The following is a 13965-nucleotide window of genomic DNA, read 5'->3' as shown; positions in this document are numbered from 1 at the left end:
GCCGTAACCTGCATTTGTAAGAATGCCGACCATGAGTACAGATACAAGTAAGCAACAAGAGTTTGTTCTTCGCACCCTTGAAGAACGCAATATCCGTTTCGTACGTTTGTGGTTTACGGATGTTTTGGGCTTCTTGAAATCTGTAGCGATCGCACCAGCTGAATTAGAAAACGCCTTTGAAGAAGGTATTGGTTTTGATGGCTCTGCCATTGAAGGATTTGCGCGTGTAACTGAATCAGATATGTTGGCAAAGCCCGATCCTGCAACATTTTCAATCTTGCCTTGGCGCACAGAAGCACCAGGTGCTGCACGTATGTTCTGCGATATCACTATGCCTGATGGTTCTGCATCTCCTGCAGACCCACGCAATGTTTTGCGTCGCACCTTAGATAAAGCAGCAAAGCTGGGATACACCTGTTACACACATCCAGAAATTGAGTTCTTCTTATTTAAAAATCGTCCAGAAGCCGATGTTGCACCTGTTCCGGTAGATCAAGGTGGCTACTTTGATCACACACCTGCAGTTGTTGGCCATGACTTCCGTCGCCAAGCAATTACCTTGCTTGAGGCGATGGGAATTAGTGTTGAGTTTTCACATCACGAAGGTGCTCCAGGTCAGCAAGAAATCGATCTTCGTTATGCAGATGCATTAACAACGGCAGATAACATCATGACCTTCCGTCATGTCATCAAGGAAGTTGCGCTAGATCAAGGTTTTCACGCTTCATTTATGCCCAAGCCATTTACAGATCATCCTGGAAGTGGAATGCACACGCACGTTTCATTATTCAAGGGTGAAGAAAATGCCTTTTATGATTCAACCGCAGAGTTCAATCTTTCAGCGGTCGGTCGTTCATTTATTGCGGGCTTAATTAAGCACGCGCCAGAAATAACTGCGATTACAAATCAATGGGTGAACTCATACAAGCGTTTGCATGGCGGGGGAGAAGCACCAGCATTTGCTAATTGGGGACAAAGTGATCGCGGAGCTTTGGTACGTGTTCCTATGTATAAGCCAAAGAAGGAAAACTCAACACGCATTGAATTCCGTTCACCTGATACTGCATGTAATCCATATCTTGCATATGCGGTGATGTTGGCAGCAGGCCTCAAAGGCGTTGAAGAGAAGTATGTCCTTAGTGATTCAAAGGATGCGGTTGCACTTCCTTCAAATCTCAATGAAGCGATTACTGAGATGGAAAAGAGCGCTCTAGTTCGCGAAACCTTAGGTGAGCATGTTTTTGAGTATGTACTTCGCAATAAGCGAGCAGAATGGCTTGATTACAGTCGCCAAGTCAGCGCCTTTGAACTCAATCGCTATTTGCCAGTCCTTTAATACTCGCGTTACCCTTTACACATGAGCAACCGCAGCCTCCTCCTTAGCTGCCGTGGCGGGGCCAAATAACCGGTCCCCTCGCCGCGGGGTTTGTCGTACCGGTTCACCAATGACAAAACCCGCCAATTAATAAGGAGCATTACATGAACTTCCCGAAGCAAGTACCTTCGAAGATGCCGGTGCATCGATATGAACCATTCCACCCAATAGATCTTCCAGATCGCACATGGCCCAATAAGAAGATTACTCAAGCACCTAAGTGGTGTTCCGTTGATCTTCGAGATGGCAATCAAGCACTAATTGATCCCATGGATACACCTCGCAAGTTAGCGATGTTTAAGCTTCTTGTCGCTATGGGTTACAAGGAAATCGAAGTTGGTTTTCCAAGTGCAAGCCAAACTGATTTTGATTTTGTTCGAAAGATTATTGATGAAGATTTAATTCCTGATGATGTTGTTATTCAGGTTCTTACTCAAGCACGCGAGGCTTTAATCATTCGAACCTTTGAAGCGATCAAAGGCTCAAAGCAGGCGATTGTTCACTTGTACAACTCAACATCAACGCTACAGCGCCGAGTTGTGTTTGGTCTTGATAAAGAGGGTATTAAAAAGATCGCTACTGATGCTGCCAAGATTTGTTTAGATTTAGTGGCAACCGTTCCTGAAACGAAGGTTTCATTTGAGTACTCACCTGAGTCTTACACAGGTACTGAGCTTGAGTTTGCTGTTGAAGTTTGTAACGCGGTTAATGATGTTTGGAAGCCAACACCGCAATGGAAGACGATCATGAATCTTCCAGCAACTGTTGAAATGGCAACACCTAATGTTTATGCAGATTCAATTGAATGGATGTGCCGTAACCTCAATAATCGCGACAGCGTGATTGTTTCACTTCACCCGCACAATGATCGCGGTACAGGTGTTGCAGCGGCAGAGCTTGGTTATCTAGCTGGCGCTGATCGTATTGAAGGAACATTGTTTGGCAATGGTGAGCGCACCGGAAATGTTTGCTTAGTAACACTTGGAATTAACTTAGTAACTCACGGCATAGATCCACATATTGATTTCTCAAATATCGATGAGGTTCGTCGCACAGTTGAATATGCCAATCAATTACGTGTTCCTGAGCGTCATCCTTATGGCGGCGACCTTGTGTTTACTGCATTTTCTGGTTCACACCAGGATGCAATTAAAAAAGGCTTTGATCATTTAGCGCGCGATGCAAAGGCCGCCGGTAAAGAGGTTCGTGATCACACTTGGGCTATTCCTTACCTTCCCATTGATCCACTTGATATTGGTCGCTCATATGAAGCGGTAATTCGTGTTAACTCACAATCAGGTAAGGGCGGTGTTGCTTACTTAATGAAGAACGAGCACCATCTTGACCTGCCTCGACGTTTACAAATTGAGTTCTCAAAGAATGTGCAAGCAAAGACTGATGCCGAAGGTGGCGAGGTAAGTGCCGATGATTTATGGAACATCTTTGAGGATGAGTATCTTCCAACTGACAGCGCTCCATGGGGACGCTTCCGTCTTAAGGGCTTGTCACAAAGTTCTGTACTTGGTGAAGATGTTCATCTAACTGTTTCACTTACAGATCGTGGAGAGCTTCACGAACTTAAGGGTCAAGGCAATGGACCAATCGCTGCGTTCTGCAATATTTTGCAGGCATATGGTGTTGATGTTCGAGTTCTTGATTACTTCGAACACGCATTATCTGCCGGAGGAGATGCATCAGCTGCCGCATATCTTGAATGCGCAATTGATGGAGATGTCTTCTGGGGCGTTGGAATTGATCCAAACACGACTACAGCATCATTAAAGGCTGTCGTGTCTGCGATAAATCGCGCAATTCGCTAACCGCACGCACTACCTTTGCCCGTATGAGTTTGTACCGGGATGAGGCGATCGTTCTGCGCACCCAAAAACTGGGTGAAGCAGATCGCATCATCACAATGCTTACTCGCGACCATGGTCGTATTCGCGGTGTGGCAAAGGGAGTTCGTCGCACCAAATCTAAGTTTGGAGCGCGGTTAGAGCCCGGCAGCCATGTTGATATTCAGCTGTACACCGGAAAAACCTTTGACACTGTTACGCAAGTAGAAGCGTTAATGAATTACGGTGAAGCGCTTACTGAGGATTACCAACGGTGGACAGTTGCGGCAGCTATTCTTGAAGCGGCAGAGCGTTTTACCAGCCAAGAAAATGAACCTGCGTTACAAGAGTTTCAGTTAGTAGTTGGTGGAATGAAAGCCCTTGCGGAAAATCGTTATGAACCATTGTTGATTCTGGATGCATTCTTACTTCGCTCGTTAGCTGTTGCTGGATACGCACCATCGATGACAATTTGTTCACGTTGCGAAAAGCCAGGACCACATCGCTACTTCTCATTAGTCGGTGGCGGTTCAGTGTGCGCCGATTGCAGACCGTCTGCCTGTGCAACACCGGCACCTGAAACACTAGAACTCATGGGGGCATTGCTCAGCAGTGATTGGGATGTTGCAACAGCGAGTGATGGAAAATTCCGCCGTGAGGCTAGTGGTTTGATCGCAGCTTACTTACAATGGCACCTTGAACGTGGCTTACGTTCATTGCCAATGGTGGAGCGGGTATGACAATCAAGATTCCAAATCACGTTGCAATTGTGATGGATGGCAATGGCCGCTGGGCAAAGAATCGCGGCTTACAGCGCACCGCAGGTCATGAAGCAGGAGAAGCCGCGTTGTTTGATGTTGTTGAAGGCGCAATTGAATATGGCGTTAAAGAAATTAGTGCGTACGCATTTTCTACAGAAAATTGGCGTCGCTCTCCTGATGAAGTTAAGTTTTTAATGGGCTTTAACCGCGATGTCATTCGCAGACGCCGTGATCAGATGAATGAGATGGGTGTTCGTATTCGCTGGGTCGGTCGTCCAAAGCGCTTATGGAGCAGTGTTATCAAAGAGCTTGAAGAGGCAGAAGAGTTAACTAAGAAGAACAAGGTTTTAACCTTGAACATGTGTGTTAACTACGGTGGACGTTCTGAAATTGTTGATGCAGCAGCTGAACTTGCGCGTGATGTAAAGCGCGGAAAAATCAAAGCTGATGCGATTACTGAAAAGGTATTTGCAAAGTACCTAGATAGTCCTCAGATGAGCGATGTAGATCTATTTTTACGTTCATCGGGGGAGCAGCGCACAAGTAACTTCTTGCCGTGGCAGAGCGTCTATGCCGAACTTGTTTTTATGGATGTTTTGTGGCCTGATGTCACACGTAAAACATTATGGAAAGCGATCGAGGAGTACTCAGCACGAGATAGAAGATTCGGAAAAGCGTAGCGATTCCGAATTGAAGAGCTAGCGGAAAAGCGTAATTAGGCGGTAACAGCTACTACTGCCCACATAATAAAAACACCAAGACCAGTAGTAACTAAGGTCCACTTCGAAGCATGACGTGAGTGCGCTTCAGGCAAGATGTGTGATGTTGCAATGTAGATAACAAACCCAGAGAAGAGCGCAAGGTACAACGCCAGATACTCATCATTTAATGCAAGATAAGTTCCAAGCGTTGCTCCGCCAATACGAGCAATCGCATCTACTCCAAGTAGGTACTTGCTTGATTTGGTCCAGTGTCCACTCTTTACCAACATTGAAACAGTATTTAGGCCATCGCTAAATGCATGCACTGTAATTGCTAGAAATACTGCGATTCCTAAAGATGAGCTAACTTGAAAAGCAACACCTAAGCCGACGCCATCTAGAAAAACATGGCCACCCATTGCAAGCGCACCGATAATTCCAGAAACTGAATGATGCTCATGATCATGTCCGTAATGAGATTCTGCTGGTTCGTGTGAGCCATAACCACGTTCGACTATATGCAGAATCAGGAATCCAGCCAGGATTGCTATTGATACAACTGGAACCCCAGCGAAGCTATTGGTATTCATCTCAAAAACTTCTGGCAGCAGATCAAAGCCGACAAGGCCCAATAGCAATCCAGCGGACAATCCCAGAACTAGGTGAAAGCGATCCTTCGAGCGAAAAGCCAAAACGCCGCCTGCGGTTGTGGCCAGAACGGTTAATGCTGAAAACAGGATCGCTAAGTTCATAGTTTTAGGGTATCCGATTAGGCTCTGCCCTATGTTCGCTATCGCTCGATTCTCAGTTCCGCTTGCCAATGCATCTCATTTTGAGGCGCAGATTAATTCCGCGCTCGAAGCATTTTCGGCATGTAATGGGTATGAAAGTGGGGAGTATGGGCAAAATCTCGATGATGTGACTCTGTGGTCCCTGACTACCCATTGGGAAAATGTTGGCTCTTACCGCCGAGCTTTGAGCAATCTCAACGTAAAAATGAATGCAATTCCGATTCTGGCCCAAGCTATCGATGAGCCAGGTGCATATGAAAAGCCGTACAGCGAGTAAAATGATCGCACGGAAGTAACACCAGTTGCTTTTCGCCGACAGCCAGCCGGACGGAGATAAAAATGGCAACGGACCGTTTAGAAAATATCGTAGGACTAGCAAAGCGTCGTGGGTTTGTTTACCCGTCATCTGAAATTTATGGTGGACTTCGCGCATCATGGGATTACGGCCCACTAGGTGTTGAACTTAAGAACAATGTAAAGCGTCAATGGTGGAAATCCATGGTTATGGGACGCGAAGATGTTGTTGGCCTTGATTCATGTGTGATCCTGGCAAAGGAAGTGTGGGAAGCATCAGGTCACGTTGCAACATTTAGTGATCCACTCACTGAGTGCACCGCTTGTCACAAGCGTTACCGCGCAGATCACCTTGAAGAAGCGTACGAGGCAAAGCACAAGAAGAAGCCAGAGTCGCTAACAGATATTAACTGCCCTGCATGTGGAAACAAGGGTCAGTTCACAACACCTAAGCAGTTCAGTGGATTGCTAAAGACTTTCCTTGGACCAGTAGAAGATGAATCAGGTCTTGCTTACCTGCGTCCAGAAACAGCGCAGGGAATCTTTATTAACTTTGATCAGGTGATGACAACATCACGAAAGAAGCCTCCATTTGGTATTGGCCAAATTGGAAAATCTTTCCGTAATGAAATTACACCTGGAAACTTTATTTTCCGCACACGCGAGTTTGAACAGATGGAGATGGAGTTCTTCGTTGTTCCTGGTAGCGACGAAGAATGGCACCAATACTGGATCGACACACGCATGGCTTGGTATGTAGATCTTGGTATTAATCCAGAGCGCCTACGTATCTACGATCACCCAAAGGAAAAGTTGTCGCACTATTCAAAGCGCACAGCAGATATTGAATACAAGTTTGAGTTTGCCGGAACTGAATGGGGCGAGCTTGAAGGTATTGCAAACCGTACAGATTTCGACCTTAAGGCTCACTCTGCTGCATCAGGTAAGGATCTTTCTTACTTTGATCAGGAAAAGGGCGAGCGTTGGACTCCTTACGTCATTGAGCCTGCAGCAGGTGTAGATCGCTGCACACTTACATTCTTAATGGATGCATTTACAGAGGATGAAGCACCAAACAGCAAGGGCGAGATGGAAAAGCGTGCTGTATTAAAGCTTGATCACCGTCTTGCTCCAATTAAGGCAGCTGTTCTTCCTTTGTCACGTAACGCTGATTTGTCTCCGAAAGCACGTGATCTTGCAACACAGCTTCGCAAGAACTGGAACATTGATTTTGATGATGCCGGAGCAATTGGTCGTCGCTACCGTCGTCAAGATGAAATTGGAACTCCATATTGCATCACCGTTGACTTCGAAACACTTGAAGACAATGCAGTAACAATTCGCGATCGCGACACAATGGCGCAAGAGCGCATCGGCCTGGATCAGGTCGAGGCATGGTTAGCACCTCGTTTACTAGGTTGCTAAAGCCACTCTTACTCCCACTAGCAAGCGGTGATCATTACATTGATCCACCGGTTGTTCTTGCACCCATGGCTGGAATTACTAATGCACCATTTCGCACACTGTGTCGCGAACAAGGTGCTGGCTTATTTGTTTCCGAAATGGTTACAGCTCGCGCATTAATTGAACGACGTCCAGAAACTTTACGAATGATCGTTCCTGGAAAGGATGAGTGGCCAAGGTCAGTTCAGTTATACAGCGTTGATCCAACAACAATGCGAGCAGCAGTCACAATGATTGGTAAAGAAAATCTTGCCGATCATATTGATATGAACTTTGGTTGCCCAGTACCAAAGGTAACTCGCAAAGGCGGGGGAGCAGCACTTCCATTCAAGCGAAAACTGTTCACCAATATTGTCGGCGCAGCGGTTGAAGCGGCAAAACCATTTGGAATTCCGGTGACGGTAAAGATGCGCATTGGAATTGATAGTGATCATGAAACTTATTTAGAGGCGGCACAATCTGCAGCTGATTTAGGTGTCGCATGGGTTGCATTACATGCACGTACAGCTGCGCAAATGTATGAAGGTAAAGCGGATTGGTCTGCAATTGCACGCCTGGTTGAGCATTTAAAGCCAACCGGAGTACCTGTTTTGGGCAATGGCGATATCTGGTCTGGAGCTGACGCGGTTTCCATGGTTGAGCAAAGTGGATGTGCAGGCGTTGTTGTCGGTCGCGGATGTTTAGGGCGACCATGGTTATTTACCGATCTCGTCTCAGCCCTGAAAGGTGAAGGTAGGCAAATTACGCCGACCTTGCATGAGGTTCGAGAAGTGATGTTTCGCCATGCAAATCTGATCGTTGAGTATTTGGAATCTGAAGATCGCGGTATGCGCGACATGAGAAAACATATGGCCTGGTATTTAAAGGGTTTCCGTGTCGCACGCGAAATTAGACATGATCTTGGAATGGTCTCTTCTCTTCAAGAAATGCGTGATCTCTTAGATCAATTAGAGGATCAGCCATACCCAACAGAAGTAGGCGAAAAACCTCGCGGCCGCACATCTCATGGACGTCCACCAACATTGCCTGATGGGTGGCTTAACGACCCTGATGAACTAGTTCATGTTGAGCTAGAGGATGCGTTTTCGGGCGGATAAATGTTTTTATTTAGATGGATTCGTCGAACAATCACAATCATTTTAATTCTTGCTCTGCTTGGCCCTGCCTATGGAATTTCTCAGGTATGGCGAGCCGCCAATAACCCTGTTGTTCGACAAGCAGATGTGATTGTTGTTCTTGGAACGGCACAGTTGAATGGTCGACCAGGTGAAGCGCTTGAAGCTCGTTTAGTTGAAGCGAAGCGTATTTATGATCTTGGATATGCGCCAACAATTATTACCGTGGGTGCAGGCGCTCCTGGGGATCGCACAACTGAAGCAGCATCAGGAAAGTATTGGTTACGAACTCATGGTGTTCCTTCACGCAAAATTACTGCAATTGAAGAAGGCCGTGACACATTAGTTAGTACAAAGGCCTATGCGGCTGTGATGAAGAAGCGTTACGTAAGTGATGTCATCATCGTGACCGATCCATTTCATTGCAAACGCGCAATGACGATGGCTAATGATCAAGGTGTAATTAGTACATGTTCTCCCGTACAAACAGGGCCCAACACAATCGCAAATAGTGGCTATAAATACCTACTTCGCGAGGCTGGTGCCTACCTTGTCTATATAACAGTTGGTCGGCGGGGGATTCAGGTTAGCGATCACTTACCTGGCGCAGATATTGTTACTAAGGTAATCCCGTGACCTATAACGCCCATGATCAAGAACGTTTTCTTGATGAACCTGCAAAGCGCCCAGGGCGCACAGAGTTCATGCGCGATCGTGCACGCGTTATTCACTCAGCATCATTGCGACGTTTAGCTGCAAAAACTCAGGTCGCGGTACCTTGGGAAAATGATTTTCAACGTACGCGTCTTTCACACTCACTTGAGTGTGCACAGATTGGTCGCGAGCTAGGTGAATCATTAGGCGCAGATCCAGATCTGCAGGACACCGCTTGCTTGTCCCACGATTTAGGTCACCCACCATTTGGGCACAACGGAGAAGAAGCATTAGCTGAAATTGCAAAAGATCATGGCGGCTTTGAAGGAAATGCTCAAAGTTTTAGATTATTAGTTCGGCTGGAAGCAAAAACTGTCGATGCAAATGGAAAGAGTATTGGACTTAACTTAACTCGTGCATCGCTAGATGGTGCAACTAAGTATCCATGGCCTCGCGCTGAAAATCCGCGCAAATTTGGTGTGTATGACGATGATGTCGAGATCTTCACATGGATGCGCAAAGGTGCACCGGTCGGTAAGAAATGTATAGAAGCCCAAATTATGGACTGGTCTGATGATTGCGCATACTCTGTTCATGATTTAGAGGATGCCATTTTTGCAGGACAGGTATCGGTAAAGAACTTTGATAATGATTTTGCTGATCTATATAAGGTTATGACAACAGATTACAAGAGTGATGCAACACAACAAGAGGCGCTCGATGCACTAGCTCGATTGTCATCGCTATCTGCGTGGCCACATTATTACGATGGCAGTCACCGCAGCCTTGCTCGTTTGAAGGATTCAACTAGCCAGCTAATTGGTCGCTTCGTTTTAGCTGCAGAGGTTGAAACACGTAAAGTGCATGGCGATGGCCCACTTTCACGGTACAGCGCAGATCTTGAGATTCCACGTGAGCAAAAGATCGAAGTTGATTTCCTTAAGGCAATTGCTGGACATTACTTAATTAATGCAGCGCACTCACAAGATCGTTATGCAAAGCAGCAAATCATCATCGCTGAATTAGTTGAGATGCTATTAGCCAATCCATCCGAACTAGATTCTTACTTCCAGAAGCCATGGAATGAGGCGGCGGATGAAATCGCCAAAATGCGCGTGATTATTGACCAGGTTGCAGCCTTAACTGACCCTGGCGCTTATGCCTTACATGCACGCCTACTTGCTAATCGGTAAGGTACGAACATGAGCGGTCGCATTAGAGATGAGGATGTTGCATACATCCGCGATCGTGCACCCATTGATGAAGTTGTCGCCGATTACGTTCAATTAAAGAGCGCTGGTGGCGGACAGAAAAAAGGGTTGTGCCCTTTTCATGATGAGAAATCACCTTCCTTCCATGTGACACCAAGCAAGGGATATTTTCATTGCTTTGGTTGCCAAACAGGTGGAGATGTCATCGCCTTCCTAATGAAGATCGATCACCTGACATTTACCGAAACTATCGAACGCCTTGCAGATCGCATCGGATACACACTTCGTTACGATGAAAATTCATCAGGACCTGTTGTTACATCAAGTACTCGCAATCGTTTAATCGCAGCCCATGTTGAAGCGGCTAAGTTCTATCAAGAGTTGCTCAACACATCGCCAACAGCAGCGCATGGCCGCGAGCTTCTGACAAAGCGCGGTTTTGATAAGGCTGCGTGCCAGCAGTTTGGTGTGGGGTATTCACCCGATGAGTGGGACGGCCTTACGAAGCACCTGCGCGCACTTGGTTACACAATTGATGAACTTGAATTAGCTGGTCTTTCAAAGATGGGTCAGCGCGGACCAATTGATAAGTTCCGTAACCGTTTGATGTGGCCGATTAAAGATATTTCAGGTGACATTGTCGGTTTTGGTGCGCGAAAGTTAGCAAGTGATGAAGAGGATCAAGGTCCAAAGTATTTAAATACCTCTGAAACCCCGATCTACAAAAAGAGCCAAGTTTTGTACGGACTTGATGTGGCAAAGAAAGAGATTGCCAAGAAGCGCCAAGCTGTAATTGTTGAAGGCTACACAGATGTGATGGCTGCACATTTAGCAGGAATTACAACAGCAGTTGCTACCTGCGGAACCGCATTTGGCACTGACCATATTCGCATCCTTCGTCGTTTATTGATGGATGATGATTCATTCCGCGGAGAAGTTATCTTTACCTTTGATGGCGATGCGGCAGGACAAAAAGCAGCACTACGCGCATTCAGCGAGGATCAAAAGTTTGTAACTCAGACATTTGTTGCGGTCGAACCTGATGGTTTAGATCCTTGTGAACTGCGCCAAGAAAAGGGTGATCTTGCTCTTCGCGATTTAATCGCACGCAGAGTTCCATTATTTGAGTTTGCGATCCGTGCAGAGCTTGCACACCACAAACTTGATACACCGGAAGGTCGTGTTAACGCATTAAACGCTGCCGCACCTGTGGTTGCTCAGATTCGAGATAAGTCGTTGCGTCCCGAGTACACACGTTTGCTTGCTGGTTGGTTAGGCGTCGAAGTAGAGCTCGTAACTCGCGCAGTTGCACAAGGCGTTAAGGCGATGCCAAAGATTCAGAATGACGTTGAAGAAACAACTGCCGCTCCTAATTTCCGACCAGATCCCAATGAAGCACGATTAATTTTGGAACGAGAAGTTTTGAAGGCACGCTTACAAGAGCCACAACTTCTTGCAGGTGAGCTGTGGAGCGCAATTGAGGGTGGAGCATTTACCCATCCCGCATATATTGCAATGCGCACTGCAATTGATGTCAGCGAGAAATTAACTCCAGAATCGATCACCGATGAAAATCTTCGCGCACTATTTACCGAATTAACAGTTGAACCAATTCGCGCAGATGGAAAGCCAACCCAGGTGTACGTGGCCAGCATCGTTGCTCGACTGCGAGAGGTTGCTATTTCTCGCTCTATCGCCGAATTGAAATCTTCACTCCAACGGCTCAATCCAGTTGAAAATGAGATTGAGTACAACGCAGCCTTTGCCCAGTTGGTGGCCTTGGAATCTGCCCGCCGATCTCTGCATGATTTGGCGCTAGGCAGCCTCTAATTTTTGCCCTTCAGCGTGTGTGCGCTAGAGTTTGCGCTTGCACGCGTAATCCCTGATAGCTCAACGGCAGAGCAGTCGACTGTTAATCGACAGGTTCTTGGTTCGAATCCAAGTCAGGGAGCATATGAATATCTCCCGCAGATCAGCACTTCGATTGGCACTGATTAGCGCCATCACCTCAGTTACAGGCACGCGTGCTGTTGCCGCCAATAACCAGATCGTGAAATTAGCCAAAGTTAAGGTCGGCGGTACCTACCCATTCCAGTTAAGCAATGGTGCGCCAGCGATTCTCTTTCGCACAAAGACAGGTGTCTTTGCTTATCAAGCGATTTGTACCCACCAAGGTGGAATGACCAAGTACTTCAGCGCGAAGAAGTTAATTGTCTGCTCAGTTCACAACGCCTCATTTGACCCATTTAAGTCAGGCGCGGTTGTGTCAGGTCCTGCAACAAACCCACTACCCATCGTGAAGGTTGCCGTTAAGGGCAGCTGGATCGTTTTGGCGTAAACGTAAGCTAATTGTAATCGCGCTGAAATAAATTAAGGATAAGGTTTTCACATGGCACTATTTCAATTAAACGTAGCTCTTCCAGATCGTCCTGGTTCATTGGGACTTCTAGCATCTGCAATCGGTGCAGCTGGGGGAGACATTCGTGCGCTCGCAGTTGTCAAAGCCGAGGATGGTCGTGGTTACGATGACATCACCGTTGCAGTTCCAGGAAATGATCCAACGGATCTACTGAATGTACTTGGCGCGATCGGTGGAGTAGAAGTTCTTTCAATTAATCCGCTTTAAATTACTTGCGGAAAATTACCTCTGCGCCTTGACTTGGTAGCGAGGTAAAGAATCGTGGCGCTTTAAATTTCTTATCTGCAAAGGCCTTTTCAATAGCTTTAATTGTTTCCGAAGTTTTCGATGCTTCAATCAGCGCGATCGCACTTCCACCAAATCCGCCGCCGACCATGCGTGATCCAAGTGCACCAGCTGCAAGTGATGCATCAACTGCGGTATCAAGTTCAGGACATGAAACGGTGTAATCATCTCGAAGTGAGGCATGAGATTGATTAATCAATTCTCCAACTTTTGCAAAATCAGCCTGACTGAGCGCTTCAACACAATCCAAAACTCGTTTCATTTCGCTAACCGCATGGCGTGCGCGGATGTATTCAACCGAGGTTAGTGAATCCTTTGCTGCAGCTAATTGAGCCATAGTTAACTCGCGCATTGACTTAATACCTAGTTTGGCAGCTACAGATTCACACGATGCTCGGCGCTCGGCATAGCCACCATCAGTCAGTGCATGGTGAGCCTGGGTATCGATAATTAAAAGCTCAAGTCCACTTGATGCAACATCAAATGGGATATTTCGCGTCGTTAAATCACGACAATCAAGCAGAAGAGCAGATCCATTTGTCGCCATCAAGGACACTGATTGATCCATAATTCCGCACGGAACACCAACGTATTGGTTTTCCGCTTTTTGCGTCAGGCGAGCCAAATCTTCAAGGCTAAATCCCATATCAAATAAGTGATTAACCGCGGTTGCGACTGAACATTCCAGCGCTGCAGATGAGGATAAACCGGCCCCAAGTGGAACATGTCCATCGATCATCAGATCTACACCGGTCTTAACTCCCATGGACCATAAAACGCCAAGGGCGTAACGCTCCCATTCGCCCTTTAGACCAGGCTTCACATTATTAATATCTACAGTCACAATCTTGCTTCGGCGCTGAGCAGATGCGATACGAACTACTGAATCATCGCGCTTACGAATTGCTGCCGTTGTGCGGTCTTTAATGGCAAAGGGCAGAACAAATCCCTCGCTGTAATCAATGTGTTCGCCGATTAAATTTACGCGACCAGGAGCTGCAGCTATGAGATCTGGTTCCTCGCCAAAGGTTTCAATGAACTTTGTTTCGATCGTGCTCAT

Annotated in this window: 14 protein-coding genes and 1 tRNA gene; 13 read left to right on the top strand and 2 right to left on the bottom strand. The window is 46.6% G+C overall.

Annotated elements, in window-relative coordinates:
• Positions 1-31 precede the first annotated feature (31 nt).
• The 4 genes from AC8GFU_RS05115 to AC8GFU_RS05100 all read left to right on the top strand — a co-directional run bounded on the left by AC8GFU_RS05115 (position 32) and on the right by AC8GFU_RS05100 (position 4651).
• Positions 32-1336: a glutamine synthetase family protein gene (locus AC8GFU_RS05115; RefSeq protein WP_506626069.1), complete on the top strand. Its 1305-nt coding sequence runs from the start codon at positions 32-34 to the stop codon at positions 1334-1336.
• A gap of 143 nt (positions 1337-1479) precedes the next feature.
• Positions 1480-3195, top strand: coding sequence for a 2-isopropylmalate synthase (leuA, locus tag AC8GFU_RS05110; RefSeq protein WP_506626068.1), 1716 nt, complete (start codon positions 1480-1482; stop codon positions 3193-3195).
• Positions 3196-3218: 23 nt separating this feature from the next.
• Complete coding sequence (recO, locus tag AC8GFU_RS05105; protein ID WP_506626067.1) at positions 3219-3950, top strand: DNA repair protein RecO; 732 nt, start codon at positions 3219-3221, stop codon at positions 3948-3950.
• The gene (locus AC8GFU_RS05100) at positions 3947-4651 is read left to right on the top strand and encodes an isoprenyl transferase (protein ID WP_506626066.1); all 705 of its coding nucleotides are present in this window, start codon (positions 3947-3949) and stop codon (positions 4649-4651) included. The genes recO and AC8GFU_RS05100 overlap by 4 nt, the downstream gene beginning before the upstream one ends.
• Positions 4652-4686: 35 nt before the next feature.
• On the opposite strand, the gene AC8GFU_RS05095 is transcribed toward AC8GFU_RS05100, so the two are convergent.
• Positions 4687-5424: a ZIP family metal transporter gene (locus AC8GFU_RS05095; RefSeq protein ID WP_506626065.1), complete on the bottom strand. Its 738-nt coding sequence runs from the start codon at positions 5422-5424 to the stop codon at positions 4687-4689.
• A 31-nt stretch (positions 5425-5455) separates the two neighbouring features.
• Here AC8GFU_RS05095 and AC8GFU_RS05090 point away from each other — a divergent pair, with 31 nt between their 5' ends.
• The 9 genes from AC8GFU_RS05090 (at position 5456) to AC8GFU_RS05050 (ending at position 12827) form a co-directional block, all read left to right on the top strand.
• The gene (locus tag AC8GFU_RS05090) at positions 5456-5740 is read left to right on the top strand and encodes an antibiotic biosynthesis monooxygenase family protein (protein ID WP_506626064.1); all 285 of its coding nucleotides are present in this window, start codon (positions 5456-5458) and stop codon (positions 5738-5740) included.
• Between the two features lie 62 nt (positions 5741-5802).
• Positions 5803-7182, top strand: coding sequence for a glycine--tRNA ligase (locus tag AC8GFU_RS05085; protein WP_506626063.1), 1380 nt, complete (start codon positions 5803-5805; stop codon positions 7180-7182).
• The gene (dusB, locus tag AC8GFU_RS05080) at positions 7152-8318 is read left to right on the top strand and encodes a tRNA dihydrouridine synthase DusB (protein WP_506626062.1); all 1167 of its coding nucleotides are present in this window, start codon (positions 7152-7154) and stop codon (positions 8316-8318) included. Before AC8GFU_RS05085 ends, dusB begins: the two co-directional genes overlap by 31 nt.
• The gene (locus AC8GFU_RS05075; RefSeq protein WP_506626061.1) at positions 8319-8972 is read left to right on the top strand and encodes a YdcF family protein; all 654 of its coding nucleotides are present in this window, start codon (positions 8319-8321) and stop codon (positions 8970-8972) included. It abuts the gene before it with no gap.
• Complete coding sequence (locus AC8GFU_RS05070; RefSeq protein WP_506626060.1) at positions 8969-10183, top strand: deoxyguanosinetriphosphate triphosphohydrolase; 1215 nt, start codon at positions 8969-8971, stop codon at positions 10181-10183. Before AC8GFU_RS05075 ends, AC8GFU_RS05070 begins: the two co-directional genes overlap by 4 nt.
• Before the next feature lie 9 nt (positions 10184-10192).
• Positions 10193-12031, top strand: coding sequence for a DNA primase (gene dnaG, locus AC8GFU_RS05065; RefSeq protein ID WP_506626059.1), 1839 nt, complete (start codon positions 10193-10195; stop codon positions 12029-12031).
• Positions 12032-12080: 49 nt separating this feature from the next.
• Positions 12081-12152, top strand: a tRNA-Asn gene (locus AC8GFU_RS05060).
• A gap of 3 nt (positions 12153-12155) precedes the next feature.
• The gene (locus AC8GFU_RS05055) at positions 12156-12539 is read left to right on the top strand and encodes a Rieske (2Fe-2S) protein (RefSeq protein ID WP_506626058.1); all 384 of its coding nucleotides are present in this window, start codon (positions 12156-12158) and stop codon (positions 12537-12539) included.
• Positions 12540-12590: 51 nt separating this feature from the next.
• Entirely contained in the window at positions 12591-12827 is a 237-nt protein-coding gene (locus AC8GFU_RS05050; protein WP_506626057.1) for an ACT domain-containing protein, read from the top strand.
• Between the two features lies 1 nt (position 12828).
• Here the strand turns inward: AC8GFU_RS05050 and galK are convergent, their stop codons facing one another.
• Positions 12829-13965 carry a galactokinase gene (gene galK / locus AC8GFU_RS05045; protein ID WP_506626056.1) on the bottom strand — a complete coding sequence of 379 codons (1137 nt, stop codon included), beginning with the start codon at positions 13963-13965 and terminating at the stop codon, positions 12829-12831.

It is taken from the genome of Planktophila warneckei (SeqCode) (assembly GCF_965234675.1).
In the GTDB taxonomy this organism is placed as follows: Bacteria; Actinomycetota; Actinomycetes; order Nanopelagicales; family Nanopelagicaceae; genus Planktophila; species Planktophila warneckei.
The sequence above is the reverse complement of the archived record's forward strand: the minus strand, read 5'-3'. Positions and strand labels throughout refer to the sequence as shown.

What these genes read in the sequence shown, in the direction of transcription:
- AC8GFU_RS05050 (WP_506626057.1), top strand. Translation starts at nt 12,591, where the DNA reads ATGGCACTATTTCAATTAAACGTAGCTCTTCCAGATCGTCCTGGTTCA.
- AC8GFU_RS05115 (WP_506626069.1), top strand. Translation starts at nt 32, where the DNA reads ATGAGTACAGATACAAGTAAGCAACAAGAGTTTGTTCTTCGCACCCTT.
- galK (WP_506626056.1), bottom strand. Translation starts at nt 13,965, where the DNA reads ATGAGCACGATCGAAACAAAGTTCATTGAAACCTTTGGCGAGGAACCA.
- AC8GFU_RS05085 (WP_506626063.1), top strand. Translation starts at nt 5,803, where the DNA reads ATGGCAACGGACCGTTTAGAAAATATCGTAGGACTAGCAAAGCGTCGT.
- recO (WP_506626067.1), top strand. Translation starts at nt 3,219, where the DNA reads ATGAGTTTGTACCGGGATGAGGCGATCGTTCTGCGCACCCAAAAACTG.
- dnaG (WP_506626059.1), top strand. Translation starts at nt 10,193, where the DNA reads ATGAGCGGTCGCATTAGAGATGAGGATGTTGCATACATCCGCGATCGT.
- AC8GFU_RS05055 (WP_506626058.1), top strand. Translation starts at nt 12,156, where the DNA reads ATGAATATCTCCCGCAGATCAGCACTTCGATTGGCACTGATTAGCGCC.
- AC8GFU_RS05090 (WP_506626064.1), top strand. Translation starts at nt 5,456, where the DNA reads ATGTTCGCTATCGCTCGATTCTCAGTTCCGCTTGCCAATGCATCTCAT.
- AC8GFU_RS05100 (WP_506626066.1), top strand. Translation starts at nt 3,947, where the DNA reads ATGACAATCAAGATTCCAAATCACGTTGCAATTGTGATGGATGGCAAT.
- AC8GFU_RS05075 (WP_506626061.1), top strand. Translation starts at nt 8,319, where the DNA reads ATGTTTTTATTTAGATGGATTCGTCGAACAATCACAATCATTTTAATT.
- AC8GFU_RS05095 (WP_506626065.1), bottom strand. Translation starts at nt 5,424, where the DNA reads ATGAACTTAGCGATCCTGTTTTCAGCATTAACCGTTCTGGCCACAACC.
- leuA (WP_506626068.1), top strand. Translation starts at nt 1,480, where the DNA reads ATGAACTTCCCGAAGCAAGTACCTTCGAAGATGCCGGTGCATCGATAT.
- dusB (WP_506626062.1), top strand. Translation starts at nt 7,152, where the DNA reads ATGGTTAGCACCTCGTTTACTAGGTTGCTAAAGCCACTCTTACTCCCA.